Source organism: Tsuneonella litorea (assembly GCF_025154015.1).
GTDB lineage: Bacteria > Pseudomonadota > Alphaproteobacteria > Sphingomonadales > Sphingomonadaceae > Tsuneonella > Tsuneonella litorea.
In genome coordinates, this window is record NZ_JAOAMV010000005.1 from 1 (window position 1) to 24,656 (window position 24,656).

The 24,656-nt window shown below is 64.6% G+C and carries 26 protein-coding genes and 1 pseudogene; 23 read left to right on the plus strand and 4 right to left on the minus strand.

Annotation, left to right across the window (positions count from 1 at the left end):
* Positions 1 to 742 precede the first annotated feature (742 nt).
* From N0B51_RS10250 to N0B51_RS10260, 3 genes are all read left to right on the plus strand, one after another.
* Positions 743 to 865 (plus strand): hypothetical protein, encoded by a 123-nt coding sequence (locus N0B51_RS10250; protein ID WP_259962246.1) that lies wholly within the window; start codon positions 743 to 745, stop codon positions 863 to 865.
* Between the two features lie 575 nt (positions 866 to 1,440).
* The gene (locus N0B51_RS10255; RefSeq protein ID WP_259962247.1) at positions 1,441 to 1,842 is read left to right on the plus strand and encodes a PRC-barrel domain-containing protein; all 402 of its coding nucleotides are present in this window, start codon (positions 1,441 to 1,443) and stop codon (positions 1,840 to 1,842) included.
* Between the two features lie 153 nt (positions 1,843 to 1,995).
* Entirely contained in the window at positions 1,996 to 4,296 is a 2,301-nt protein-coding gene (locus N0B51_RS10260; protein ID WP_259962248.1) for a sensor histidine kinase, read from the plus strand.
* On the opposite strand, the gene N0B51_RS10265 is transcribed toward N0B51_RS10260, so the two are convergent.
* The gene (locus tag N0B51_RS10265) at positions 4,242 to 4,865 is read right to left on the minus strand and encodes a LuxR C-terminal-related transcriptional regulator (protein ID WP_259962249.1); all 624 of its coding nucleotides are present in this window, start codon (positions 4,863 to 4,865) and stop codon (positions 4,242 to 4,244) included. The genes N0B51_RS10260 and N0B51_RS10265 overlap by 55 nt on opposite strands.
* On the opposite strand from N0B51_RS10265, the gene N0B51_RS10270 reads away from it, so the two are divergent.
* Genes N0B51_RS10270 through N0B51_RS10290 form a run of 5 tightly spaced genes read left to right on the plus strand, consistent with a single transcriptional unit; the run spans position 4,846 to position 8,975 of the window.
* Positions 4,846 to 6,816 carry a hypothetical protein gene (locus tag N0B51_RS10270; protein WP_259962251.1) on the plus strand — a complete coding sequence of 657 codons (1,971 nt, stop codon included), beginning with the start codon at positions 4,846 to 4,848 and terminating at the stop codon, positions 6,814 to 6,816. The two genes, N0B51_RS10265 and N0B51_RS10270, sit on opposite strands and share 20 nt — an antisense overlap.
* 1 nt (position 6,817) lies before the next feature.
* Positions 6,818 to 7,489, plus strand: coding sequence for an LpoB-related protein (locus tag N0B51_RS10275; RefSeq protein WP_259962252.1), 672 nt, complete (start codon positions 6,818 to 6,820; stop codon positions 7,487 to 7,489).
* 15 nt (positions 7,490 to 7,504) lie between these two features.
* A complete protein-coding gene (locus tag N0B51_RS10280; RefSeq protein ID WP_259962253.1) occupies positions 7,505 to 7,636 on the plus strand; it encodes a hypothetical protein in 132 nt (43 codons plus the stop codon).
* Positions 7,633 to 8,139, plus strand: coding sequence for a putative periplasmic lipoprotein (locus N0B51_RS10285; RefSeq protein ID WP_259962254.1), 507 nt, complete (start codon positions 7,633 to 7,635; stop codon positions 8,137 to 8,139). The genes N0B51_RS10280 and N0B51_RS10285 overlap by 4 nt, the downstream gene beginning before the upstream one ends.
* A complete protein-coding gene (locus N0B51_RS10290; protein ID WP_259962255.1) occupies positions 8,136 to 8,975 on the plus strand; it encodes a hypothetical protein in 840 nt (279 codons plus the stop codon). The genes N0B51_RS10285 and N0B51_RS10290 overlap by 4 nt, the downstream gene beginning before the upstream one ends.
* A 665-nt stretch (positions 8,976 to 9,640) precedes the next feature.
* Here N0B51_RS10290 and N0B51_RS10295 read toward each other — a convergent pair.
* Positions 9,641 to 10,873: a hypothetical protein gene (locus N0B51_RS10295; protein ID WP_259962256.1), complete on the minus strand. Its 1,233-nt coding sequence runs from the start codon at positions 10,871 to 10,873 to the stop codon at positions 9,641 to 9,643.
* Between the two features lie 481 nt (positions 10,874 to 11,354).
* Here N0B51_RS10295 and N0B51_RS10300 point away from each other — a divergent pair, with 481 nt between their 5' ends.
* Genes N0B51_RS10300 through N0B51_RS10310 form a run of 3 tightly spaced genes read left to right on the plus strand, consistent with a single transcriptional unit; the run spans position 11,355 to position 12,606 of the window.
* Positions 11,355 to 11,978: a hypothetical protein gene (locus N0B51_RS10300; RefSeq protein ID WP_259962257.1), complete on the plus strand. Its 624-nt coding sequence runs from the start codon at positions 11,355 to 11,357 to the stop codon at positions 11,976 to 11,978.
* Positions 11,975 to 12,307 (plus strand): hypothetical protein, encoded by a 333-nt coding sequence (locus tag N0B51_RS10305; protein WP_259962258.1) that lies wholly within the window; start codon positions 11,975 to 11,977, stop codon positions 12,305 to 12,307. The genes N0B51_RS10300 and N0B51_RS10305 overlap by 4 nt, the downstream gene beginning before the upstream one ends.
* Complete coding sequence (locus N0B51_RS10310) at positions 12,304 to 12,606, plus strand: HGGxSTG domain-containing protein (RefSeq protein ID WP_259962259.1); 303 nt, start codon at positions 12,304 to 12,306, stop codon at positions 12,604 to 12,606. The genes N0B51_RS10305 and N0B51_RS10310 overlap by 4 nt, the downstream gene beginning before the upstream one ends.
* On the opposite strand, the gene N0B51_RS10315 is transcribed toward N0B51_RS10310, so the two are convergent.
* A complete protein-coding gene (locus tag N0B51_RS10315) occupies positions 12,603 to 12,803 on the minus strand; it encodes a transcriptional regulator (RefSeq protein ID WP_259962260.1) in 201 nt (66 codons plus the stop codon). The two genes, N0B51_RS10310 and N0B51_RS10315, sit on opposite strands and share 4 nt — an antisense overlap.
* Before the next feature lie 75 nt (positions 12,804 to 12,878).
* On the opposite strand from N0B51_RS10315, the gene N0B51_RS10320 reads away from it, so the two are divergent.
* From N0B51_RS10320 to N0B51_RS10340, 5 genes and pseudogenes are all read left to right on the plus strand, one after another.
* Positions 12,879 to 13,850, plus strand: a complete 972-nt coding sequence (locus tag N0B51_RS10320) for a tyrosine-type recombinase/integrase (RefSeq protein WP_259962261.1) — start codon at positions 12,879 to 12,881, stop codon at positions 13,848 to 13,850.
* A 104-nt stretch (positions 13,851 to 13,954) separates the two neighbouring features.
* Positions 13,955 to 14,107, plus strand: a pseudogene (locus N0B51_RS10325) (UDP-glucose 6-dehydrogenase); the annotation flags it as partial.
* A 284-nt stretch (positions 14,108 to 14,391) separates the two neighbouring features.
* The gene (locus tag N0B51_RS10330) at positions 14,392 to 14,811 is read left to right on the plus strand and encodes a hypothetical protein (RefSeq protein WP_259962262.1); all 420 of its coding nucleotides are present in this window, start codon (positions 14,392 to 14,394) and stop codon (positions 14,809 to 14,811) included.
* A gap of 307 nt (positions 14,812 to 15,118) precedes the next feature.
* A complete protein-coding gene (locus N0B51_RS10335) occupies positions 15,119 to 15,736 on the plus strand; it encodes a hypothetical protein (RefSeq protein WP_259962263.1) in 618 nt (205 codons plus the stop codon).
* Positions 15,737 to 15,905: 169 nt separating this feature from the next.
* Positions 15,906 to 17,498: an ATP-binding protein gene (locus N0B51_RS10340; protein ID WP_259962264.1), complete on the plus strand. Its 1,593-nt coding sequence runs from the start codon at positions 15,906 to 15,908 to the stop codon at positions 17,496 to 17,498.
* Positions 17,499 to 17,585: 87 nt separating this feature from the next.
* On the opposite strand, the gene N0B51_RS10345 is transcribed toward N0B51_RS10340, so the two are convergent.
* Positions 17,586 to 18,317, minus strand: a complete 732-nt coding sequence (locus N0B51_RS10345) for a DUF2569 domain-containing protein (protein ID WP_259962266.1) — start codon at positions 18,315 to 18,317, stop codon at positions 17,586 to 17,588.
* A gap of 492 nt (positions 18,318 to 18,809) precedes the next feature.
* Here N0B51_RS10345 and N0B51_RS10350 point away from each other — a divergent pair, with 492 nt between their 5' ends.
* From N0B51_RS10350 to N0B51_RS10380, 7 genes are all read left to right on the plus strand, one after another.
* Positions 18,810 to 19,037, plus strand: coding sequence for a Flp family type IVb pilin (locus N0B51_RS10350; protein ID WP_259962267.1), 228 nt, complete (start codon positions 18,810 to 18,812; stop codon positions 19,035 to 19,037).
* 106 nt (positions 19,038 to 19,143) lie between these two features.
* Positions 19,144 to 20,091: a Flp pilus assembly protein CpaB gene (gene cpaB / locus N0B51_RS10355; RefSeq protein WP_259962272.1), complete on the plus strand. Its 948-nt coding sequence runs from the start codon at positions 19,144 to 19,146 to the stop codon at positions 20,089 to 20,091.
* Positions 20,091 to 21,560, plus strand: coding sequence for a type II and III secretion system protein family protein (locus N0B51_RS10360; RefSeq protein WP_259962273.1), 1,470 nt, complete (start codon positions 20,091 to 20,093; stop codon positions 21,558 to 21,560). Before cpaB ends, N0B51_RS10360 begins: the two co-directional genes overlap by 1 nt.
* Positions 21,550 to 21,843: a hypothetical protein gene (locus N0B51_RS10365; protein ID WP_259962274.1), complete on the plus strand. Its 294-nt coding sequence runs from the start codon at positions 21,550 to 21,552 to the stop codon at positions 21,841 to 21,843. The genes N0B51_RS10360 and N0B51_RS10365 overlap by 11 nt, the downstream gene beginning before the upstream one ends.
* 13 nt (positions 21,844 to 21,856) lie before the next feature.
* Positions 21,857 to 23,518: a Tad domain-containing protein gene (locus N0B51_RS10370; protein WP_259962276.1), complete on the plus strand. Its 1,662-nt coding sequence runs from the start codon at positions 21,857 to 21,859 to the stop codon at positions 23,516 to 23,518.
* Positions 23,518 to 24,012, plus strand: coding sequence for a TadE/TadG family type IV pilus assembly protein (locus tag N0B51_RS10375; protein ID WP_259962605.1), 495 nt, complete (start codon positions 23,518 to 23,520; stop codon positions 24,010 to 24,012). Before N0B51_RS10370 ends, N0B51_RS10375 begins: the two co-directional genes overlap by 1 nt.
* Positions 24,009 to 24,638, plus strand: coding sequence for a TadE/TadG family type IV pilus assembly protein (locus N0B51_RS10380; RefSeq protein ID WP_259962277.1), 630 nt, complete (start codon positions 24,009 to 24,011; stop codon positions 24,636 to 24,638). The genes N0B51_RS10375 and N0B51_RS10380 overlap by 4 nt, the downstream gene beginning before the upstream one ends.
* Positions 24,639 to 24,656 lie beyond the last annotated feature (18 nt).

The following is a 24,656-nucleotide window of genomic DNA, read 5'->3' on the forward strand; positions in this document are numbered from 1 at the left end:
CGCTGATCTCCCGGCTGTCGGGATCATTGAATCAGCGGTTTAGTCCCTCGGCAAGGGGAGTTTTTCAACAGAATACAGCCCAAAAACGGACACTCGCGGCGCTGATACCCGACCCACTGGCAGACCGACCGCGTTGCCAAGAATCTGACTCAAAGCGCATAAGCCGTCACGAAGGGTGGCGAATGTTTGGGAATTGTGCGCAGCCAGCAGCCTTTTTGCATTCGATGATGCCCCTTTGAGAAAGCTGCAAAGCGGACTGAATTGCTGCGTATTTGGGCGAGGAAGGATTGGGCGAAGCAAGCCTGGGCGTCGAGGAACGCCTTCCGACCCTATCAAACGAGGAGCGACGGCGCCTCCTCGGAAAATTACGAGACTTGGTGGCTGCCTAGTCCGGGTGGTTGGCAGAGATCCTGGACAATCCGAAGGCTTTACAAACTCCGGCCTGACTTTCAGCTTTCTGCGAGCAGACACCGCGTGGGCGGCTTGCACAATTTCCGCCTTCCCTTATTGGATCAATCATCCGCTGGCCCGCCATTTTCCTCCCAATCCTGCCGCCCGCCGGCTGTTCCGCGGCGAATACAAACCCACGCCCAAGCTTAGATCCGGTATCCTTAACTTTTGAGAATTGTGTTGCGAGCCGGCCGCCATCATCGTGCTCGCATCCCTTTGGATGGGATGCCCCCTAACAGTGGCCCCGCCTTTCATCGAGTGAGGTGGGGCCTGGGGCTAGAGGGACGGAGCGATGAAGCCTCACCTCCCCGACTCCGGTCAGCTTGCAATTGTGCTTCTTGTGCTCATTGCCATCGTGCCGGTGGGCTATTGGTTGCTTCAGATTGTGCGTGAGCTGATCGATCGCCTGTTGTGAGGCCGGCAGTGATGGGGACCGACAGCCGTTACACTGCGCTGACGGGGCCCAACCGGCTCAGGCTTCCCCGTCCCCAACCGAAGAGGTGGCCAACTTAGCAAACACAGGCGACACGACCCGCCGTTTGGACCCGGCGACTCGTGTCTGGGACCGGTTCTACCGAAAATCTGAGCCACGGGTAAGTTGACCGAAGTTAGGAATGCGACCGCGCACGGCAGGACCGTTAGTGGAAGGTGCCAAGTCGCTCGGCCCCCCGGGTCGCTTATCGCTCCTAACTCATTCATTCCTCGCAGGATTGGATAAACGCGCCAAAGTTACCCACAACCAACCAACTGCGAACTCCTTGTCCCGGATTGAGGCAATGAAGTTTTCGCCTAGACTTTGCGAAAGCCGAGCGTCCTTCGGGTTCGCGGGAGGGATGAACGGCTCGGCGGGCCCTGCAAGCGCAGAAGCAGGGCCAACAATTTCACCCGAAGGCCTGATCCCGCCCGCCTTACTTTTGAAGCCGATCAGGCCGGAGCAAATGCGCGCTTTGAGCGTTCTTGGTGTGTTCCCTTTGTAAGAGGAGAACCATCATGAAACAGACAACACGCGAGCGGATGCAGGAAACTGCAGGCCACCCGTTGATCTTGTCGAGCCGCGTCGTGGGGACTGCAGTATATAACCGGGAAGGTGATCGCATCGGTGAGGTTGACGACATCTCAATCGAGAAGGAGGGCGGACGAGCCATCTACGCCATCATGTCGTTCGGCGGGTTTCTCGGCATAGGCGAGAAGTTTCATCCGATCCCGTGGTCGCTTCTCGAATACGACGTCGAGCAGGACGGCTTTGTGGTGCCCCTGAAGAGGGCTACACTCGAGGGGGCGCCGCATTACGATGCGGCCGAGATACGCGAACTGGGTGGACCAAAGCACCGCACCTACGGCGACACGATCTTCGGCTATTACGGAAGCTATGGCGTGGCCCCCTACTGGTGATAAGCGGAGCCTCGGCTAGGGTTCGATCCGCCCTAGCCACGACGATAATGCTCTCCCCGATTCGGGTCGTCATGTATCGCTTAGACCGACTCGGGCACTGGCCTTCGGGCGAGCTCGCTTCGCTTGCGACGGAAAAATCTCCCCAATCGCAAGTTGACATTTGGGCTGACTTGTCAAAATTCTAGCTCTTCTTGGGTGGCTTTTTCCGCCGGGGGGCCGGTGATTTCTTGCATATTGCGCTGGACTGCGACGCTGGTGCTAGCTTTGTCGACAGTCAGTCTAACGGCTGCAATCCCCACCGTATCGCTGACGCCGGGCCAGAGCATCTCCTCGCTCCGCGCTGCGGTTCGTTATAAAACCGTCGCCCCTGAGACAGCGCCTGGCGTAAAGGCACTGACCGACGTGCAGCCAGTTCGGCATAGTTCGACACAATTTGGACAATCGGGCGACACGATTCTTGGCGTGCTGCGATTCAAGAACGCTGGCAAGCAGCCAGGCACTTGGATCTTATCAACCGGGCGTGGCACCGTGGACCAGTTCGAGCTCTACAGGGTGACCTCTGGCGGCATCGACCCGTTGCTCGATTACGCCAATACCGCCCAACTCGGCCGCACGCTCGACAGCTACCAGGCAATCGCGACCGAGGTAAACCTCGCGCCGGGACAGACGATTACCTACTTGTTCAAGTTCCAGGACCGTGCGTCGTCATGGATGCCGCTGTCGATCCAGTCCTATGCCGATTTCTTTCGCGAACGCCGGGCCAACATTGCGTTGATCGCCGGGGTGGTGATGGGAAGCATCATTCTGCTGCTGCTCAACGGACTTGTGTTCGCGGTCACCGGGCGGCGTGAGTTCTTGTGGCTCGGAGCGGCCGAGCTGGCGTTCGCCGCCAACACTTTCAACGCCGAAGGCTATTCAACCATCTTTTTCTTTTATCCCTGGCCCGAGGTGGCTGGGATGCTGGGCCAGATCCTGCGCACGCTCTTCGCGCTCCTGATGATGCAGTTCGGCCGCGCGATGCTTGACACCCGCCGAACATTGCCGCGGTTTGATCGGTTCCTGCGCGCGATGGTCTGGTTTGGGGGGGCGCTGCTTGCCGCCGCGCTGGCCATGCTAGTCATCGGAGGCATTCCGGTCATGGCCCTTCACGGCTTCGGTTGGCTTTACGTCGTCGCTGGAGCGCTGGTCATGCCGGTGATCGGCTGGTTCGGCATCCGCCGCAGCCGCATCTACTGGCCGCTGTTTATCGCCTGGTTCAGCATGGCGATCTACATTGCCTATTCGGCGGTCGCGATCTCGGGCCTGGTCCCACAGTTGACAGTCAACTGGCACTGGGTCGGTCCGATTGGGCTATTCGAGTGCATGATGGCCACTCTGACCCTCGTGCTGCACTTGCGCCAGCTCTATACCGACCGCGTCGCCGCCGAGCGCGATACCCGCGCCGCATTGCTGGAGAAACTCGCTTTGAGCGAGGAGACCGCCCGTCTGGCCGACGACCGCGCCCGCGCGCTCGCCGACGTGCACGCGCGCGATCGTCTGCTCGAAGGCTCGGCCCACGACACCCGCCATGTGCTTCACGCGCTCAACAGCGCGGTCCATTTCAGCAAAGCGGCAGGGGGGACGGGCTCGCCTCCATCCGATCTCATCACCCTGCTCGAGGCATCGGCTCATCACCTCGAGGATATCATCGCATCGAGTGTATCGATCGGCAATCGCGACGGTCGTTTCCTTGCGCTCGGCGTGAGCGATCCCGGGGCGACGATCGAGGGGCTGGCGGACATCTACGCCCCGATTGCCCAGCGCGACCGCATCGTGCTGACAGTCGAGAGCAGCTGCGCGGGCAAGGCGATTCTGGACGAGGCGCTCTTTGCCCGGCTGATCTCGAACCTTCTCAACAACGCGATCAAGTTTACCGAATCCGGAACGGTTGCGCTCGAATGCACTAATGATGACGGGCTCCTGAGGCTGACCCTGCGCGACAGCGGGCCGGGTATGTCTGCGCAGTTGGCGGCCTGGCTTAACGAGCACGCCGGCGACACCATCGCGCCAGACCTCGCGATGCGGGTTGGCACCGGATGGCGAGCGATCCGCGAAATTGTCGCGCTGATGCAGGGCAGCTACATGGTCGAGACTGATGCCTCGGGCACCGCGGTGACGGTCGTGCTGCCCAATCCGGCGTCCCACGGTGTCCACACGCTCTCGCTCGAGGAACTTGCCGGCGCAGAACCAGGCCTGCGACTGTGCGAGATTGGCGCGCTGCAGCGCGGGGCCGGCGCGGCCGATGGAAGGGTGACGGTGGTCATCGCCAACGACGCGCGGGCAGAAACGCGCGTGGCGAGCGCGGCGCAGTCGCAATTGCTGCTGGTCCGGCCGCTGTGCCGTGAAATGCTCCACCACCCCTACGTCAGGGGGCTGGCCAATATTCCTGCGGTACGCGCTTTTTCCACGACCTGACGGCTGTTGTCGGCGTCGAGCTTGCGGCGAATCTCGGCAAGGTGGAACGATACCGTCGGTGCGCTGATCGAGAGGCGATAGCCGATTTCCTTGTTGCTGCATCCGCTGGCCAACAACTGCAGGATCGCCTGTTGCCGTTCGGACAGCGTCACCGGCGGCACGGATGCGCGCGCCAGTAGCTCGGCCGCGCAGCGCGAGACGAACGTGTCGCCCTTGGATACCACGCGCAGTGCCTGATGCGCTTCCTCGATCGGATCGCCCTTGCACACAAGTCCGCGCGCGCCGAGTTCGACCGCACGGCAAAGCATCGAGGGCCGGGTCACCCCGGTCATCACCACCACGTCGCCAATCCCGCGCGCGACGATTTCACCGAGCGCCGAGAGGCCCTCGATGTCTGGTAACTCCAAGTCGAGCAGGATCAGCGGACGTTCGCTCCGCGCGGCGAAATCGATCCCCTCGCGCGCGGTGCAGAAGCACCCGGCGACGCAGAACTCGTCGCTGTGCGAGAGCAACAGGCGGATGCCCGAGTGTGCCAGCTCGTGATCGTCGATGACGATGATCGGCCGCATGCCCCGTACGCCAAGCCCCTTCCAAAGATCGGCCGATAGCCCCGAGGCCCCGCGGGCTCCACCTAAAGTTTGTTGGGGTATCGACCCTCGATCCACCGGCATACCCTGCAACCCGCGACCGAAGAGGCTGGCGGGATTCGGTCAGGGGTCGGTCGCAAATAGGGGGTTACTGATGCGAAAGACCGTTTTCGCGCGCGCTGTTTCGGGTGCGTGTCTCGCTGCAATGGCTACTCATGGTTGGGCCGCCACGCCCTCCCAGGAGCGCCATATCATCGCAATCCCGGCGATCCCCGGCGAGAGCTACCTGATCGATCTCGATTCGGCGCAGGGGTACGTCGCCGACCCCAAGACCGGCGCCAAACACGCCGCGCAATCGTTTTCTTTCGATCTCATGGAGAAGGAAAACGTCGTTTGCCGTTATACCACCGACATTGACCTGGTGCAGATGGGTGAGTTCGAGCAGGCCGACCGCGTCAACGGTCCGCGCCCCGGTTGGAAGCCGCTCAGCGGATGGGCCGGCAAGGGCGGGCCGAAAGTCCAGCCCTGCGGGTTTGGGTCTGGCGTGTCCAAGGCCGGCAAGTACGAACTGACCTTCTATGCGAAGAAATCCGATGTCGCCGGCAAGGTCCGGGTCTACTTCTACAACGCGCTCGAAGCGCCCGACGATGAGATGATCAAAGCGTTGGTCGCCAACGCCAAGCCGGTCAGGGCGACCGATCTGGCCGGCAAACCGGCGATGTCGCGCGGACGGCCGATTTTCGCTGCCGATTTGCCTCCGGGCGGGCGTGAATGGGTCGATGCCAAGCCGGAGGCGCTGCGCCCGTTTTACTCCGCCCTGCTGCGGGATGGTGAATACAACGCGGTCGGCAACTTCTCCAAGCTTGGCGTCGCTGCGATCGCCAGCGGCGAATACGACACCGCCAAGTGGGCGCTGGATCAGGCGCTTGACCGGATCGAGGCCATCTACGCCAACGACGCGGCTGCCAAGGCGGCGCGCAGCAAGTTCTCGCTGGAAAGCATAAAGGACTTCAAGGGCGATCCCTACGAACGGGCGATGGCCTACTACTACCGCGGTCTGTTGTTCCTGCGCGAGGGAGACTATGGCAACGCGCGCGCCAGCTTCGTGTCCGCCGAATACCAGGACACGGTGTCCGAGAGCGAGGAGTTCCAGTCGGACTTCGCGCTGATGAACTACCTCGCCGGGTGGTCGGCACAGTGTATGGGCAACACCGCGCTGGCCAGAGATTCATTCGCCGCCGCAGCCAACATCGACGCCAGGCTCGCCGCCCCCGCGCCCAAGGCAAAGACGCTCGTGATCGCCGAATCGGGGCAAGGCCCGGTCAAGCTGCGCCGCGGCAAGAGCGCCCAGCTTGTCACGCTGGCGCCGTCGATGGACTACGCGCCGACCACCGCGCCCGCGCCGACACTCGCCAACGCGTCGCTCACCCGCGCGGGAGACATGACCTTTCAAGCGACCACGCGAGGGGGGCGCGCGTTCGACGCGATCATGAATGGCAAGGTCGCCTACAAGGACACGATGAACACCATCAGCGATGTCGCCTCGGTCGCATCGGGCCTCCTGGCGGACAAGATACCAGGGCTTGGCATGTTGAGCATGTTCGGCGGCCTCGGGGCCGGAGCCCTCGCCGATGCGACCAAGACCCAGGCCGACGTGCGCTATTGGGACACGTTGCCCGACGCAGTCTTCGTAACCGCGGTGCCCGTCGCAGGGGGGGTGCCCACCTTCGGTTCAGGGGCTCCGGCCGCGACGATGACGCAAGTCGGCAAGCAGGCTTGCAATCTCACATGGGCGACCGACCGTTCGGCGGCGGCGGCCAAGGCCGGCATCCCCGGTACCCCCAAACTTGCCCCCGAATGGCGGGCCAAGAAGCCCGAGGCAGCCAAGCGCGACGCAGATTTCCGTGCAGCCCTGCTTGCAGGGACAATCTGACATGGACCCCTTCGATGGACGGAGACTTATCGTGCGCAACTCAAAAACCCGCGGGCTGATGCGCGGCGCAATGACCGCTTTGCTGGTCGCAGGACTCGCCGCTACCCCAGCCCATGCCCAGAAGCGGCGCAAGTCGGCCGATCTGGACGCGGGCATGGCGGGGCCTGTGCAGGGTGTGGGCATCGAAAGTCGCGATCTGCTGTCGATGGCCGATCAGATGGTCCGCGATATCTTGGCGCAACCGGTGATTGCCGCCCGCGCCACCGCACCGCGTGTAATCGTCGACAGCCGCTATTTCACCAATGAAAGTTCGCAGCGGATCAATGCCAATCTGATTACCGACCGCCTGCGCACCAGTCTCAACCGCGCGAGCGACGGGCGCCTGGTGTTCCTGGCACGGCAGAACGCGGCGATGATCGAGGAAGAGCGTGCGCTCAAGCGTGAGGGGGTCACCGACAGTGGCACCGCAGGCATGACCCAGGCGCAGTTTGGCGGCGACTTCCGGCTGACCGGCAACATCGCCTCGCAGGACGCGCGCAGTTCGCGAACTGGCACGATCCAGCGCTTCACGCAGATCACCTTCGAACTCGTTGATCTGGAGAGCGGGGCAATTGTCTGGTCGAACGGCTACGACATCTCGCGCGCTGCCACCGACGACGTCGTCTACCGCTAACAGGAGGGAAGTTCCATGAAGGCCATGACCCGCAAAATTGTTGTGCTCGCCGCTGCGCTCGGCCTCGCCGCCTGCGCCACGGTCGGCGGCACGATGGCGCTTGATCCCGAAGCGCAAGTGCCCGAAGCCGGGGAAGACGTAAGGTGAGCCGGTTGCTGCTTGGCGGCGCGTGTGGCTCCGTGGCCTGCCTCGCCGCCGCAACAGCATTGTCGCTCGCATTCCCCGCGAGCGACGCGGCAGCACGAGAGAACCGGGTGCTCAAGTGCAAGACCGGCAAGGCGCGCAAGGCGCCGCCATATGCCGGGGCAGCGTTGGTCGCGAACGTCGCGCGGGCGATGACACCGATCGATCTGAACGCGGTCCAGTTCACTGACAAGGCGCTCACCCGCGAGGTGTTGGTCGAAGCGCTGTTCGCGCGGCGGACCGAGACCGACACGGTCGAGGTCAGCGCGCGCTTCGTCAATTGCACTGGGCGACCCTTGGGCATCCGCGCCCGCTCCAGCTTTATGGACGACGTACAGTATCCGGTCGAGCCTGCCTCGGCATGGCAGCGCGTTATCATCCAGCCCTATGCTACTGGTGTGTACCGCGAGCGCTCGATGAAGCGCGACGAGGTCAAGTACTACCTGATCGAGATCGCGGGGGAATGACCATGCGCGTTGTCATCGCCAGGCTGGCCATCGCGGCCGGCGTGTTGAGCCTGACGGCACCCGCGGCGGCCCAGGCCGGTCCAGGATTCCGCTCCGGCACGCCACCGGTGCTCACGCCACCGCCACGCGCGGTCGATACGCGAGGATTTGACGAGGCACGGTCCGCCGCCGAATACCGTCGCGTGGGCTCACCGCGCATCGTGGTGTTCTGGAACCGCGAGCTGAGCGACCGGATCGCCAACGATTATGACGCCGTCATGCTTGAACGCGGCGAGGCGGCTTCGGGCGCGGCGTCAGCGGTATCGCGCAACGGGCGCTATGCCGAAGGCGCGCAAGTCTCTGCCTACGAGCGCGAAACGCGCATTGGCAAGCGCGAGGTGACGGACGATTCGCGCGGCAGCCTGCTGGACGAAGACGAGGAATGGAGCTTCCTCGAGGCGTTCCAGGGCCGCCTTCAATCGGCAGGAGTACGTCTGGTCGATCGCAACCTGGCGATGCGCTCGATCGCCGCGCAGCCCGGCGGACCGCTCGACAAGCAGAGCGCCGAGATGAGCGGTATTACGCGACTCGCCGATCTTATGCTGGCGATCGTCCAGACGCCCGCCGACGGTACTCCACTGGGCGTTCGCTTCAAGGTCACGGTTACGGACCTACGAACCGGTACCATTCTGGCCACTCTGGTCGATGACGGCGACAGCCGCGCGATTGTGCCGGGCCGTTTTGTCGCGGGTGCTACCGGCTTCGAACGCGAACACGCTGCGGGTGTCGACGCAGGTCGAGCTGGGTCAAATCTTGCAAGCACTCTACTCGCCCGGATGGCTGGAGCCTGGCTTTAGCACCACATGTTCGTGAGCCTCACGGGGCGTTACCTTGGGTCGTGTGCGTGTTTCCCATCTTCTTCGCGCGGGACATCGGCAAGGTCCGGGTTGCGGTCCCGAACATCGGCCTCGCTACCGCCGCTCACCTGGGGTTCTGGGCGAACATTTACGCCCTACCCGCGGACCTGTTACCGTGCGGCGCGGTAGGTGGCGTTATCGGGCGAGGGGGGGTAGGTTCGGGGGGCAGCAGGCAAAAGTCGCATTCAACCCCATGCACAGACCCAGAAAGCCTGTCGCGCCGCGAACGATCTTGCGGTATCCCCTCCGAAGCGAGGCCACGCGGCGAGAGCGCCCGGCGGACCGTCACGCGCCGTGCCAGTTGCTGCCAGTGACCGACGAGGTCGTCGCAGGATCACGCCAAGTCCTGGGGATCAGCGCATTGGGCACGGTCGACCCATCTTGGGCTGACGGCGCGCGGCGGATCGGGCCCCAGGGACGCGGAGCGACCGAACGCCAACCCCGATCCCGGCCGCTGAGGCCGCGCGTCTGCCCGCGGACAGGCGACCGCCAGCCATCGCGTCGATCGGCCGAGGAGCCGATCAGCCGGCCACCCGCGGCGAATGCCCGGCCGCGTGCCGGCGGCGCCATCGGTCGCTGGCGCAATCGAACCAACCGGCGCCGATCTATTCGCAGAGACCCGCGGCGCGCATCGCGATGCCTTTCAGCCCCTTGCACTTCGGCTTGGCCGCGGGCGCGGCCTCGGCACCGCGTGGCGCGCCTGCCTCCGCGTCGTCGAGACCTGGCATGCCGATCAGCAGCGCGGTGTTCGACCGAAACCGAACCCGCGCGATCCATTCGGGCCGCCAGGCGGCGTTCGTGTTTGCCGGCCGCGCGGGATAGGCAAAATCGGCCTGGGGCCCGTATGCGAACAACTGGGTCATCAGCATTTCGCCGCCGGCGGCCGTGACCTCGGCGGGGATCGTGCAACGCGTCTGCGCCGGGGGCATGACCGTCTTCGCCGCCACAAGCCTGGCGACCGCCGCCGGCGACAGCCACCCGGCGAGCGGCCCGCCGAACTGCTGGCTACCCGCCGAGCTCCACCACACCATGTCGCGATCGTCGCCGCCGCCGTTCTTCGCACCCATCGCCCAGGCATAGTATCCGGTCGCCCTGGGCAGCGCGTTCCAGTCGAGCCGCGTGGCACCCGTCGGCGTGCCGGCCGAGCGCGCCACGAGCGGCGGCATGAAGTCGTCGGCGAGCGTGAAGCTGATCTCGGGCGCATAAGTGCTGGTGACGCGATGCGGGCCGAGCAGCGAGGCGTTGGCCTTGACCGCCTTGCTGTCGCGCCCATTGGGCCATTCGCCATAGCTCGCGCTGTTCGAGACGAGGACCTCCCAGTCGTCGGGCAGGTTCATCGCTTGCGCGAACAAGCCGGGCGGCACCTGGCCGCTGGCGATTTTGGAAAAATCGATCACCACCGGCTGGCCCGCCGGGGCGCGTTCGCCGCAACCCCAGAACAGGAGCAGCCGGCCCCGGGGCACCTGTCCCTGGGGAAACGAGCCGGGGCTGACCCCGCCGCCCTGGCCTCGTTCGGGGCTGACCAATGGCACCGATACGCCGAGCTGCGCGGCCGGCGGCATGAAGTGGTCAGCCCTGGGCACGCCGGTTGCCGCGCGGCTCGATCCGAGGCGCAGGGTGAGCGCGTGCACCATCTGCCCGCTGCCGCCGCGCATCATGCGCATCGCCGCGCCGAGGCCGCCGCCGGCGCCCATTCCCGCGATGCCCGTGGTCGTGCCGGCGTCGACCGCGTAGCGAGCGACGGTGGGGGTGTCCCCCTTGGACAGGGCTGGCGCGGCGAGCATCGCGGCCGCGGTGGAGCAAACGATCGCTGCGCACGCGAGAAGTCGGTACCTCATGGGATGACTCCCGGACTGGGCGACCGCTTCGATCATAGCGGCAGATCTCGCCCGCGCGAAGGGGGGACCGAAGCGATTCGTGAGCCGGCCGGATCCGCGTCGCGCCCACGTTCGCGTCGGCGTGATGACCGCGAGGCCGCCCACGGTCGCGACGAACGGTCGGTGGCCTGCATTCGACGATTGCTCGCGCGGCGCCCGGTCGCGGACGTCTTCGCGTGCCGGCCTCTGCGGCCGTTGCCGATGTTGGCAACGCTCGGCAGGGGCGGGCACGGAGCCGCAGGGCGCAGCGTCCGCGGGCATTATCGCGGATGGGGAGGGGCGGAGTTCGCGTGCCAGCGGCACGAAAATTGAACCCGGGTGCAATCGGACCGCGCCCGGCCGGCATATCGGAGGCCCCGTGGAAATCAGGGGGTTCGCACGCGCGGTGGTCCAACGGTAGAATCGCGCCGTGGAGGAAAAGCGAAGAAGAAGGAAATTACCAATGAAACACCTTACAGAAACCACTGACAACCCGCCGGCAGAACACCGCGGCCGCCCGTTGCGCAGTTTCAAGGACGACCCGCTGCGCGGCGCCGCGGCGGTCGGATCGCGTTCGCCAGCCTTCGGGATGACGATGCTGCGGCAGGCACATGCTGCCCTGGCCCAAGTGCCGGGGACGTCCGCGGATCAGAGGTGGGCCCAGTTCGATGCGCTGTTCGATTTTCTCGAGAGCGTCGCACCGCGCGACGAGCGCGAGGGCATGCTCGCGGTCCAGATGTTCGCCACCCACAACGCGGTGATGGATTGCTACCGGCGGGCCGCGACGCCAGGGCAAACCTGCGACATGCTCGATCTCCACTACAAGTACGCCGTGAAGCTGGGGACGTTATCGCTGCAGCAGCACGCCGCGCTCGACAGGCACCGCGGCGGAGGCCAGCAGAAGATCACCGTCGAGCACGTGACGGTCGAGGCCGGCGGACAGGCGATCGTCGGCGATGTCAGCCTGGCAAAGGGCAACGGTGGTCCCGGCGGCGATGGTCAACGCGGCGACGCGGGCGCGGGCGCGTCGGAGCGCTCGCCGGCCCAGCAGGTCCGGGTGCGCCAGCGGACCCGAAACCGCCGATGATCACCGCGAACCTGGCGCGCTTCGCGGCATCATACTCGCACGCCAAGGCCGGGCTCGGTGACGCGCTCGGCCTCAGCGATGACCTGCTCCACGTCCACACGGGACTCGCGCTTTTCGTGGCCGCCGCACTGCTCACGCGCCGCCGGATGCGTTCGTGGTGGCCGCTCGGCGTCGTGGCGGTGTTCGCCGTGGCCAACGAGATCGTCGACTCGTTCGGGCCCGATCCCGCCGACGGGTTCTCGGCGCTCGACCTCGCCAACACCCTCGTCTGGCCGGCAGTGCTGTTCCTGCTCGCGCGGCGCGGCAAAGCGGGTTCCGCCAAGGTATGACACGCGCGCTGGATGACGACGAACGGGCGATCGACCCGCAACCCGACACCGGGCCGATGATGGCTGCGCCGCGGTGCGGGGCGCGAACCCGGAACGGTACGTCGTGCCGCGCCCCCGCGGTCGCGGGAAAGCGGCGCTGCCGGATGCACGGGGGCGCGATCGGATCGGGCGCGCCGAGGGGCAACCAGAACGCGCTCAGGAGCGGTCGCTACACCCGCGAGGCGATCGCGGCGCGCCGCGAGATGAACCGGCTGCTCCGCGAGGCGTACGCGACCCTGCGCGCGATCTCGGAATTTTAGGGGCGCCGCAGGCGGACGCCGGGCGAGGCGAGCGGGTCGCCGATGAACTCGATCCCGGCGGCCTCGAGCGCAGCCTGGACCTTGGCGAGCGTGCCTCCCCGGGACGGGGGAATACCCTGGGCGGTTTCAAATCGCTGGATCGTCCGCAAGGGCAGGCCCGCCCGGACCCCCAGCTCGGCCGCCGATATCCCGATCAAGGCGCGTGACGCGCGGATTTGCGCCGCGCTGATCAAGACTTGTCTAATGTCGTATTTTGCGTCATACAGATCGCCGTGTTTGGTCCTTCAGCAAGCCGGTGTCACCTCGACGCGATACTCGCTCGCTGTGACGGAGCATATTCTCCGACCACGCTGCGTGGCTACCGAAATGATCTCCTCGTGTTCATGAGGTGGTGCGCTCGGAGTGGCCGAAATTGGCTGCCCGCCTCGCCGGCGGCGGTCGCCCGCTTCATCGACGAGGAAGCGCGTTCGATATCGATCGCCACCATCAGGCGGCGGGTGTGCGCGATCCAGTTCGCGCACCGGATCTCGGACCTGCCCTCGCCGGTCCGCCACAGCGACGTATACCTTGCGCTGCGGCGGGCAACGCGCGCGAAGCGGCGTCGCCCGCGGCAGGCGCTCGGTCTTACCGCCGGGATGCTCGAGAGGATCGCGGCAGCCTGTCCCGACACGCTGTCGGGTGCGCGTGACGCAGCGCTGTTCAGCGTGGGATACGACACGCTGTGCCGCAGTGCCGAACTGGCCGCCATGCGTGTCGAGCATGTCTCTGCGGACCTCGGCAGTCTCGTGGTGCCGCGTTCGAAGTCCGATCCGTTCGGTGACGGGCGGGTGGCATACCTCTCGGCGGCGAGTGCTGCCCGCTTGCGGCGATGGCTCGACCTCGCGGGGATAGCGTGGGGCCCCCTGTTTCGCGGTCTCCACACCGGCGCGGTCTCGCCCACGGCGCTCGACACCTCTTCGATCCGCCGCCGGATCAAGGTCGTCGCACGGCGCGCAGGCCTGTCCGCCGAGCAGGTCCGTCATCTCTCGGGACACTCGATGCGGGTGGGGGCGGCGCAAGACATGCTGGTCGCTGGCGTCGACACGCTTGGCATCATGCAGGCGGGCGGTTGGCGCAGCCACGCGGTGCTCGCGCGATACGTCGAGAACGCCGTCGTGAGCGCGATGCATCACCGGCGCTGGTCAAGACTGCAATCGCAACGGGAGTGTTCGGGTTGCCACCGTCCAGGAATGGCCTGCGTGTAAGGAAGGCGACCGGTAAGCCATTGACAACGTGGGCGTCGCAATCGTTGCACGCGTCCCCGGTCGCACAAGGATGACCGGCGGTTCAACGTCAGCCGAGGGCTCAGATGAATATTGCGATGGCAAGCTCAGGCTATGTCGGGCTGGTTTCTGGTGCGTGCTTCGCCGACTTCGGTCACGAAGTCGTATGCATCGACAAGGACCAGTCGAAGATCGACCGGCTGCGCGGTGGCGTGATGCCGATCTACGAGCCTGGCCTCGCGCGGGGCGGTACGCGGACGTTCATTGCGTCGGGGTGGGGTGCGGCGCGATCCAGGGCAGGCACGCTCGGGACCTTGCGACCGCGTGCCGGGCGCTTGCTTGGCTTGTGAATTCGCGGCGCGGGGTCTACGATCGGAACCCGGCTCGTTGCATGGCGTGCAATCGGCTCCGCAATTGCGACATGCACGTGAACCGGGTGTTCGATCGCCCGAACGCAGGGCCACCAATGCGCGCTCAGGATCGGTGCTCGAATGGGGCCGGGAGCCGGCAACGGAGGACGCCAATGAGCAAGTGGACCGTTTTCTCGCTCGTAGGAGTGGGGTTGTCGTTCACCATCCTGCCGGGCGGTTTGCGCGCGCAGGACGCGGCGGAGACGGCGATCATCCTCGGAGGGACGGGTGCCGCGCAGGGCCGTGCACAGAAATCGCTGGGTTCGGCAATTTCGCGGAGCATGGGGAACGCGGCAAACGTATTGGCGACGCAGCGCCGTGCCCGGCAGGGTGCGCCGCACCGGGCGAGCCCGCGGCCGCGCCGGCACGCGGGTGCGAACTTCGCGATCGCGCTGCCGGGCGACGTCGATCCGCTCGCCGAGACCGACGCACCTCGGTACGATCTTGCCAACGGCGCCTCGATACGAGTGAGTGGGGGGTTGCGCCGCCCGCTCGCGCGCGCCGAGACCGAGTCGCCGCCGGACCCTCGGTAGCCGCCGGGAATACCGGGCGTCGTTCGTTGCACGAAACGGCCATGGCACGCTCCGCAAATCGGGCGACGGCGCTCCGCGGCTTTCGGAGGTATATCGATATCGAATGACAGATGAGCCCCTGCCCGAACACTGCTTCGTTCTGAGGGCCGAGGACATTCCCGCGCTCAACCACCTGAAGAGGGGATATCCGCGGCCGGTTTCCCTCGCGTGGATCAATCGCGGTACGGACCAAGACCTTCGCCCGACGACCGTCGAGATGCTGCTACGGACACTTTTTACAGGGTCTCATTCACCGAGCGTCTCGAGGTTGCACCAGACGTCGGGGTTGCGCGTGGTGTTCGAGAATTCCGAGGATCGCGCGCGATTCTCCGAGCTTTATGAAGACGCGCTGCGCGCGTTTCGGCAGAGGCAACGAAGCGAACTCACGGCGGTGTTCGACGGTCCGATTCCCGCTGAGGAGGCCTACAGGGAGCTGATGGAGGTGGGGGTGCGACAGGACGCGATCTCGCTCTTGTGGCGCGCCGGTCAATTCCTGGAATCGAACCATGGTCATCCTCCCGGGCATTCGCGGCTCAGCGTTGCAACCGCGAGCACGGCGGCGGGGCTGGCCGGGGCGATCTTCGGAATCGTGTTGTTGGCCGTTCCCGGGCTCGGCCTGGTGGCAGCGAGTGGTGCCATCGCTGCAAACGCGCTCGGCACCATGGGAGCGGTCGGCGGAGCGTTGGGGGCATCGGGCGGTGGGATCGCGCGGATGCTGACCGACCTCGATGTTGACGATCGCGAAATCCCCTATTTCGCGATGCGGATTGCGCACGGGAAGATCTTCCTGTCGGTTGACCCGGTGGAATGTGAGTGTTCGCTCGAACTGGTACGGGCCACCCTCGTTCGGCACGGCGGGCAGTTCGCGATTGCGGCGAGCGGATGACATGCCCGTATCGTGTTTCCTGGCGAGACAACCCCGGCAAATGATCTTGAGCCGGCATGACGGAACCGCCCAACCGACCGACATGAGGGCTTGACGCGAGCGAGGCGGTCCCGAACGCTGTCATTTTCGCGGTGCACAGGGGCCGTCGAATTCCTTTGGGGGCAAAAGTATGGACGACGATGCGATCGGCCGGGTGGCGGGAACCGATGGAACGAAGGCGGTCTGTTTCGTCGAAATTGATCGCCTGAGCCGCCGACGCTCGGCGGAGGCCACGCAATCCGGCAACGCGTCGATCGGTGCGTTCGTCCGCGTCTCGGTAGCCGGCGCCAGCGTGTTCTGCGTGCTCGTCGAACTGGCGCGCGATCCCGACAACGAAGGCCGCACCATCGCCGAACTCGAATATGTGGGAGAAGGCATTCATGATCGCGAGGGGCGGCTGACCCGCTTCCGGCGCGGCGTAACGTCCTTCCCCCAGCCAGGCGATCCCCTTCACTTCGCGACGGAAGGCGAACTGGCGATCATGTTTGCGCCGCCTGACGCTCCGCATATCCAGATCGGCACCGTCTACCCCACGCGGCAAGTGCGTGCGCCGGTGCTGTTCGACATGCTGATGGGCCGCCATTTCGCGGTGGTCGGATCGAGCGGCGCCGGCAAGTCGACCACGGTCACCCTCATGCTCGACCGGATCGTGTCGCAGGCGAACCACGGCCACGTCGTCATCTTCGATCCGCACGGAGAGTACGCCCACGCGTTCGGCGATGCCGCGCAGGTGTGGGACGTGTCTAACCTGCAACTGCCGTACTGGGCGCTCAACCTCGACGAACACTGCGACGCTTTCATCGCCAACACGGGGGAGGAGCGCACGGTCGATGCCAACATCATGGCCAAGGTCCTGCTGCGCGCGCGCCAGCGCAACATCCACGCCGAGATGCCGGGGCGGATCACCGCCGATACGCCGGTCTCCTACCAGTTCAAGGACCTGACCGATGCGCTCGAAGAAGAGGCGGGGCGGCTGGAAAAGCTCGCCGATGCGCATCGCTACACCCACTTGCGGCTGACAATCGAGCAGTTCTTTCACGATCGCCGGTTCAATTTCATCTTCAACGCCGATCTCGCCAGCGCTTCGCTGCAGGAACTGCTGGGCCAGATCCTGCGCATTCCCAACAATGGCAAGCCGATCTCGATCGTCGACCTGGCGGGCGTCCCGACCGAGATCGTCAACGTGGTGGTGGCGACGCTCGCCCGGCTGATCCTCGATTACGCAATCTGGGCCCCGCGCGAGAGCCGCGCGCCGATCCTGCTGGTCTGCGAGGAGGCGCACCGGTACCTGCCCCGCAAGAAGAGCGAGGCAACCCGCTCGGTCGAAAAGCAGCTTGAGCGGATCGCACGCGAGGGGCGCAAGTACGGAGTATGCCTCGGCATGGTGAGCCAGCGTCCGTCCGAACTGTCTGAAACCGCGCTGTCGCAGTGCGGCACCATCATGTCGCTGCGATTGAACAACCAGTCGGATCAGGCAGACCTCGTCGCCGCGTTGACCGAAGGCGCGCGCAGCATCGCGGGCACCGTCGGCGCGCTGCGCAACCGCGAATGCATCGTCAGCGGCGAAGGCGTGCCGATCCCCATGCGCGTGCTGATCGACGAACTGGAAGCGCACAAGCGCCCGGCCTCCGACGACGCCGTATTTTCCGAAAGCTGGTCGCATGACCACGCCGATGCAGCACTGCTGAAGGAAACGGTGCGCCGCTGGCGAACAGAGCGCTAGGAAAGCCGCCCTTCCGAAACGGGTCACAAATCGCGTGACAATCCGCGCCGTTCGCAGATCAGTGTGGTAAACGAATACTCGCCCCGTTCACTCCTCGTGCGGCCCTTCCTCGCGAGTCCGATGACGAAACGTCACGTTCACGCGCTCCGACAGGATCAGATACGGCAACCAGACGAAGGCACTTATCAGCACCTTCACGATATTGCCGTTGAGCAGTTCGCCAAGAGGCGCTGCGACGTAGGTCGGCACGCCCGGCATCGTGCCGATCCGCTGGGCAATGAGGAGCTGGATCAGGATGTCGAGCAGCCATGCGAAGCCGAGCGTTCGCGGGAACAGCGTGACGCTGTGGAGCGCGAAGGCAAAGGCGATCATGTAGAAAAACGACATCACGCCGACGTCTGCCGCCAGGAGAAGGAACAGCTCGCGGCCCCAGGCCGGGGCCTGCGTACTCAGCGCCGGCATCGCCAGCAGAAATTCGAAGCTGCGCAGCACGACGTTGAGCAGCAGGCCGATCAGGAGCGAGGCCATGAAGCCCGCGGGGCCGAACAGCGGATGGAGCCGGGCCTGGCCGATCCTGAGCCTGCGCCATCGGCCCCATTGCACCAGGCTTGTCCCGCGGGGCGCAGTTCGCCGCGTCGGCGGGAAGCTCGCTTCGGCAAGCGTGAACCCGGCGAGCGGCGCCAGCGCGATGGCTGCATAGGGACCGAGCAGTTCGAGCCAGCCCGCAACGCCGGGTTCGACGCGCGGCGAGGCCAGTATGCGGAAGGAGGCGGCAAGCAAGAATACCCCGGCCCAGGCGATCGCAAGCGACACGGTCATGTGCCGAAGCTTGCGAGGAATCACCTCGCTCCGCCGCGAAAGTCGCTTACGGTATGACGACAGCGCGCTCCGGACCGTAAAGTCAGCCAAGTACGTGATATCCTTCCGAACTCGGATTGTGGGTTGCCCAGCTGGCGCGAATCGCGCGAATCACGGCATCAACCCTAGTGAAGGAAACTGGTCCTAGGTGTCACCCGTTTACCACTTCCGTTAAGGGCCGAGAGAATTAACTTTCTGTAAATCCTTGTTAATCTCCTGCTAACGAAATATATTTGACGGTCGGACCGTGATAGGAGATTTTAGTAGCGGTTTCGAAGCGTTGATGGTCGAAGCGAGCAGGTAAGTCTCGGTTTCGATATCAGAAACATAACAGGGTCGCTTCGGTCATCATCACTGCGAGCTAGGCTAGCCGGAAATAGACGCCGGGGCCTCTGGACGACGACTTGCGGCGCGCACCATCCGGCGCGTCCGCAGTTAACGGGGAATATGACTATGAAGACCTTCATCAAGAACTTTATCGCTGACGAATCGGGCGCCTCTGCGGCCGAATACGCGCTGATCATCGCCATTGTCGGCGTCGGCGTCGGTGCCGCCGCGCTGGCGCTGGGTGCCAATGTCGAAGCCGCCATCGGCAATGCGGCCAACGAGGTGGACAAGTGTAACAACGCCGCTGGTCCCGCCCCTGGCCAATACACTGTGGCTGGCGCGAACAAGTGCTGAATAGACGGGGGCCGGCCTTCGGGACTGGCCCCCACCTTCCGAATTGTCTAGCTCTTCTTTCTGACAATTTGAAAGTGAAGTCTGACGGCCCGAGGGGGGGCGCAAGATGCAGGGACGAAATTTAGTCCTAGTTGGATTCGCGGTGGTGCTCGGCCTTATCGCAGTAGTCATCGCCAATGCCTATTTCACAGGTGTCGAGCAGAAGCAGGCTGCCGTAGCTGAGCAACAAAAGCTGGTTCGCATAGTCGTCGCCACCAAACCCCTCGAATACGGTGAACCGGTCACCGAGCAGACGGTCCGCCTGCAGAACTTCCCGGCCAACTCGGTCCCGCAAGGGGCCTTTACCTCGATTCCGGAGGTGCTGAAGGACAATCGCGTGGCCTTGCGCCCGATCGTCATCGGCGAACCCATTCTTCGCAGCAAGGTAAGCGGCACCGACGGCCGCGCCACGCTCGCCGCGCTGTTGCCCGACGGCTTTCGCGCCGTCTCGATTCCCGTCAATAACGTCAACGGCGTCGCCGGCTTCGTGCTGCCCGGCCTGATGGTCGACGTGCTGCTGCTGCGCCAGATCGAAGGCGACGGCGCTGACCAGCAGGACCAGCGCGCCGATGTCGTGCTCGAAGGCGCCCAGGTGCTCGCGGTCGACCAGCTCGCCGACGAGAAGACCGGTCAGCCCAAGGTCAGCCGCACCGTCACCCTCGCGGTAACGCCGCAGGATGCCTCGCGCCTCGCGGTCGCCAACCGGATGGGCACGCTCCAGCTCACGCTTCGCAAGATGGAGCCGATGTTCGCCGTCGACCGCGAAGGCGACCAGCCACGGCTCGCGCGCACCGTGACCAGCCGCAACCTTGGCCTGCCGCGCCTCGTCATCGGCGGCAAGAACCGCGGCGGAGGCGGAGGCGGCGGATACAGCCCGCCGCCCGCGCCCCAGCTTGCGAGCATCAACCCTCCTTCAATGGTGAATGCCGTTTCCGTTCCAATGGGCCCCGCGATGACCGTCGTGCGCGGCACCGAACCGACCAGCTACCAGGTCGGCACCCTGGGGAGCCGTTGATGAAAACCGCATCCAGGATCTTCGCGGCCTTCGTCCTCGCCACGAGCGCCATCGCGGTCGCCCCCGCGGCGGCGCAGGAATACGGCCTCCATGCCGGCACGATCGAAGTGCCGGTGAACAAGAGCCAGGTCGTCTCCGCCGACCGCGCGATAGCCCGCGCGATGATCGGCAATGCCGAGGTGGCGGACGTCGTGCCGATCTCGGAACGATCGATCTACGTGCTCGGCAAGGCATTCGGCACCACCAGCCTCACCCTTTACGACCGCGGCAACCGCGTGATCGCGGTGATGGACGTGGAAGTGGGCCCCGACGTGGAAGGGTTGCGCGCGCAGATGGCCGATCTCGTGCCCGGCCAGCCGATCGACGCGCGCATTTCCGCCGGCAAGCTGCTGCTGACCGGCATGGTCAACGATCCCGGAGCCGCCGGTCGTGCGGCGCAGCTGGCCAAGGCCTATGCGGGCGATAACGTAATCAACCTGATTACCGTGGGCGGCAGCCAGCAGGTGATGCTCGAGGTCAAATTTGCCGAGATCAATCGCACCATCGGTGAGCGACTGGGCATCGATCATGCCTTCGGCGGAAGTCGCTTCTCGGGCGTGATCGGCAGCGGCGCTGGCCTAGTGGGGGCCGGGCCTGCGACACTCGGCGCGATCGTCGATTCCTTCGGCATTTTCGGTACCTCGTACAACATCGGAACGCTGGGCATCGACAGCACCTTGAACGCACTCGAGAATAAGGGGCTCGCGAAACTGCTGGCCAATCCGACGCTCGTCGCGCTGTCCGGCGAGCGCGCTTCCTTCCTTGCCGGGGGAGAATTCCCGATCCCGGTTTCCCAGGGAACGGGGGGCGGCGCGACCGGAGGCGGCGGCAATGCGATTACGATCGAGTACAAGCCGTTCGGCGTCAGCCTCGGTTTCACGCCCACGGTGCTCGGTGACAAGGTCATCAGCCTGATCGTCGAGCCCGAGGTAAGCTCGATCGATCCGTCGGCCTCCGTCACGGTCAACGGGCTCACCGTTCCCGGCCTGCAAACCCGGCGCGCGAGCACCACCGTCGAGCTGCGCGACGGGGAAAGCTTCGCCATCGCCGGCCTGCTGCGGAATGATTTCCAGAGCACGGTCAAGCAGCTGCCCCTGCTGGGCAACATCCCGATCCTGGGCGCTCTTTTCCGCTCCACCAATTTCCAGAAGGGCGAGACCGAGCTGCTCATCGTGGTCACTCCGCGCCTCGTCGCGCCGATCCGGCCCGATCAGGTCCGGCTGCCGACGGACCGCATCGCCGACCCCCAGCCGATCGACGTGTTGACCACTGGAAACAGCTACAGGCCAGTGCCGCTGGCGCCTGTCGCGGGCGCGCTGCCAGCTGAAGCGGCCGCCGGTGCAGCGCCGACCAGCGCAGCACCTTCGCAGATTGCACTTCCCAACGCCGCGACCGCGGCGACCAAGGATGGAGACGGATATGACTATTGATGCCCGTCGCCTGGCGCTCGTCGCACTACTTCCCGCGCTCGCAGGCTGCGAGACGATCTACGAGCCGCAAGCCTCTCACTTCGGCGACGCGAACCGGATGACGATGGCCGCGCAGGTCGTCGATCCCGATCCGCAATATGATACGCTCAATCCGCCGACCAGCGGCGAACACGCGGGCCAGGCCGCCGAGCGCTATCGCACCGACAAGGTGAAGCGCCCCGCCGCGGTATCCAGCACCCAGATTAGCGGCGGCGGTGGCGGCGGCGGCGGTGGCGGCTCCTGATTGGCGATGATCCATGAAACGGCCACGCAATAGCTTCTGGCTTGATAGCGGCGGCGCAGTCGCCGTTACGTATGCGATTGCCGTGCTGCCTCTCATCGTGGTGGCTGGTGTAGCTTACGACTACAGCCGAATGGCTTCTCTCGACAGCGAACTGCAGAACGCGGCCGACCAAGCTGCACTTGCGGGGGTCACCCAGCTCGACCACGAACCCGATGCGTGTGCGCGAGCGTCGCAGGCAGCCGTTGGCCTGCTGCGGAACCTGACGCTGCTTTCGAACGACGGTAGCGGTAATCAGGTTACTGTCACCGGAGAAGAGGCCTGCGATGCAGTCGGTCGCATCCGGTTCTATCAGGACAAGCAAAAGACCACAGCGGCGGATTCGTACGAGAACGCGAACTACGTCGAAGTGCACGTCGACCCGCGAGAGGCGTTCTATGCCCTGACGCCGGTGATGGCGACATTCCGGGGGTCGGGCGACATGCACGCGGCCGCGTTCGCCGGCCTAAACGCTGCGATCTGCCGGGTGCCGCCCCTCATGATCTGCAATCCGGTCGAGCCAGCGAACAATGTAGACACGATGCTCGATTTTCCGGCCGAAGACCATCTTGGCGATGGCATCAAGCTCGTCGCGAACGATAGCTATACCCCCGGAGCGTTCGGCTTCCTTCAGACCGAATTCGGCACCGGCGCCAACGGACTGCTCGCCGCGCTCGGCTGGGATGTTCGGGGCGGCGATTGTGAATCTGTGACCGGGGTCGAAATCAAGAATGGGATGAACGCCAGCGTGCTGGATGGGCTAAACGCTCGTTTTGATGTGACAGGCAGCGGCCAGTATTGCCCTTCGATCAATGGTGTTGCGGGAAAGTGTTCCCCTTCGGTCAGTGTGCGCAAGGACCTGACGCGACAGCAGAACAACAGCAACTGGTCGGTGTACGAGGGCAATAGCGGCAATTTCGATATCGCGGCCTACAGACCCACGTCCGCCTCCCTTTACCCGAATACGAAGACGCCCCTCGTCATGGGGCTACCGCGGGATCTGTGCCACGCGTGGAGCAATGACGGGAATTGCTCCTTGTACAACGGCGGTCAGAATGCGCGCGTGGGCAATGGCGCGTGGGACATCGATGCATACTGGCGTTCGGCTTTCGGTTCGAACTATGGCGGGCAAGTTTCGGCAACGGATTACGGGCCTTTTCCGCCGGGACAATCCTATCCCACTCGGTATCAGGTCTATCGCTGGGAAGCCGACCAGATCGTCGCGGGCACGATGACTGGAAGCAGCATCGCCAAGTCCGTAGGGGGTAACAGCTACGCTTACGCGCAGCCACAGCCTGGCAGGTCGCTAGCACTCGCGAATTCACCGTACGGTCTCGTTCCCGGGGTCGATCTCGATCGCCGCCGGATCAGTGTGGCCGTGCTCAACTGCAACGCTCTCCAGGCGAAATACGGAAATAGCATCAACAACAAGGAACTGGAGGTCCCGACGTGGATCGATGTCTTCCTAGTCGAGCCATCCAAGAGTCGCAGGAAGTGCGCCAGTGGGAGTGGATGCAACACCGTATATACTGAGCCATTTGACGTGTATGTCGAACTGATCGACCGCACCGATATTGGCGGAGATAACGGCTCGGTCACCCAGACGGTACGGCGTGATGTGCCGTATTTGATTGAATGATGTGTGCGCTATCCTTCATCCGCGAACGCAGCGGTACCGCAGCAGCTGAGTTGGCGCTGTGCCTGCCCATGATGATGGCTCTCATTTTTGGCAGCATGGAGGGCGGGAACTACCTGCTTACCGAGCACAAGGTTATCAAGGGAGTGCGTGACGGTGCACGCTATGCGGGGCGCCTATCGTTTAGTAACTACGACTGCGCGTCCGGAACTGTTGTCGACAGCACCGCCAGAGACAATATCATCGCAGTTACCCGTACCGGCCAGATCGGCACGGGCGGAGCCGTACGCGTGAGCGGCTGGGACGCAAGCGAGGTTTCTGTCACGGTCAGCTGCGACGATACATACGCGAACGGTCTCTACCGGACATACGGTACCGCACCGCGCGTGCTGGTTTCGACGGTCGTCCCTTATCCTTCGCTGCTGGGACTACTCGGCTTCGATACTCGTGGAGCGGTCGTCCGCGCACAGGCGCAAGCTGCAGTTATGGGACTATGAAATTGCCTCGCGTCCTTGTTGGCTTGTTGCCGGACGAGCAAGGGGCATCCGCCGCCGAGTTTGCGCTCGTGCTACCCCCTTTTTTGCTCTTTCTTCTGGGGACGTTGGACGTTGGCCGCTTCATCTGGTTTGTGAACGAGAACGAAAAGGCGGCCCAGATCGGCGCTCGTTGGGCAGTTGCGACCGATTTTATTTGCGACGGTCTTGAAGGCTGGAGCTTTGCTGTCAACCAGAGCCCCCCGATCCTCCAAGGCGATCCGGTCCCGAAATCGGCTTTCCCGGGCGTGTCGTTTGCCGGTGGTAACGCCACGTCATGCACATGTGCTTCGGGCGACACCTGTTCGTTTCCGTTGACCGCGAATACGGCGGCCTATGGGCGGCTCGTTGCGCGCATGCAGCAGATCCAACCACGATTGGGTGCGCAAGATGTTTCAATCGAATACGCGTGGTCTGGTCTTGGTTATTCGGGCGATCCCAACGGGCCCGACGTGTCCCCGATCGTGACGGTGAAGATCGACAATCTCGGATTCCGGCCCCTGTTTTTGGCAGGCCTTATGAGCATTGGAATACCTGGCGCTTCGTACTCCCTCACGATGGAAGACGGGCAAGGAAGCTATTCGAACTAGGTATGACCATGCGCCCCC

Bases quoted from the DNA above. Each gene is read 5' to 3' on its own strand.
- N0B51_RS10250 (WP_259962246.1), top strand. From the start codon at position 743: ATGAAGCCTCACCTCCCCGACTCCGGTCAGCTTGCAATTGTGCTTCTT.
- N0B51_RS10255 (WP_259962247.1), top strand. From the start codon at position 1,441: ATGAAACAGACAACACGCGAGCGGATGCAGGAAACTGCAGGCCACCCG.
- N0B51_RS10270 (WP_259962251.1), top strand. From the start codon at position 4,846: ATGACGATGATCGGCCGCATGCCCCGTACGCCAAGCCCCTTCCAAAGA.
- N0B51_RS10265 (WP_259962249.1), bottom strand. From the start codon at position 4,865: ATGCGGCCGATCATCGTCATCGACGATCACGAGCTGGCACACTCGGGC.
- N0B51_RS10275 (WP_259962252.1), top strand. From the start codon at position 6,818: ATGGACCCCTTCGATGGACGGAGACTTATCGTGCGCAACTCAAAAACC.
- N0B51_RS10280 (WP_259962253.1), top strand. From the start codon at position 7,505: ATGAAGGCCATGACCCGCAAAATTGTTGTGCTCGCCGCTGCGCTCGGC.
- N0B51_RS10290 (WP_259962255.1), top strand. From the start codon at position 8,136: ATGACCATGCGCGTTGTCATCGCCAGGCTGGCCATCGCGGCCGGCGTG.
- N0B51_RS10295 (WP_259962256.1), bottom strand. From the start codon at position 10,873: ATGAGGTACCGACTTCTCGCGTGCGCAGCGATCGTTTGCTCCACCGCG.
- N0B51_RS10300 (WP_259962257.1), top strand. From the start codon at position 11,355: ATGAAACACCTTACAGAAACCACTGACAACCCGCCGGCAGAACACCGC.
- N0B51_RS10305 (WP_259962258.1), top strand. From the start codon at position 11,975: ATGATCACCGCGAACCTGGCGCGCTTCGCGGCATCATACTCGCACGCC.
- N0B51_RS10310 (WP_259962259.1), top strand. From the start codon at position 12,304: ATGACACGCGCGCTGGATGACGACGAACGGGCGATCGACCCGCAACCC.
- N0B51_RS10330 (WP_259962262.1), top strand. From the start codon at position 14,392: ATGAGCAAGTGGACCGTTTTCTCGCTCGTAGGAGTGGGGTTGTCGTTC.
- N0B51_RS10340 (WP_259962264.1), top strand. From the start codon at position 15,906: ATGGACGACGATGCGATCGGCCGGGTGGCGGGAACCGATGGAACGAAG.
- N0B51_RS10345 (WP_259962266.1), bottom strand. From the start codon at position 18,317: ATGACCGTGTCGCTTGCGATCGCCTGGGCCGGGGTATTCTTGCTTGCC.
- N0B51_RS10350 (WP_259962267.1), top strand. From the start codon at position 18,810: ATGAAGACCTTCATCAAGAACTTTATCGCTGACGAATCGGGCGCCTCT.
- cpaB (WP_259962272.1), top strand. From the start codon at position 19,144: ATGCAGGGACGAAATTTAGTCCTAGTTGGATTCGCGGTGGTGCTCGGC.
- N0B51_RS10360 (WP_259962273.1), top strand. From the start codon at position 20,091: ATGAAAACCGCATCCAGGATCTTCGCGGCCTTCGTCCTCGCCACGAGC.
- N0B51_RS10365 (WP_259962274.1), top strand. From the start codon at position 21,550: ATGACTATTGATGCCCGTCGCCTGGCGCTCGTCGCACTACTTCCCGCG.
- N0B51_RS10370 (WP_259962276.1), top strand. From the start codon at position 21,857: ATGAAACGGCCACGCAATAGCTTCTGGCTTGATAGCGGCGGCGCAGTC.
- N0B51_RS10375 (WP_259962605.1), top strand. From the start codon at position 23,518: ATGTGTGCGCTATCCTTCATCCGCGAACGCAGCGGTACCGCAGCAGCT.
- N0B51_RS10380 (WP_259962277.1), top strand. From the start codon at position 24,009: ATGAAATTGCCTCGCGTCCTTGTTGGCTTGTTGCCGGACGAGCAAGGG.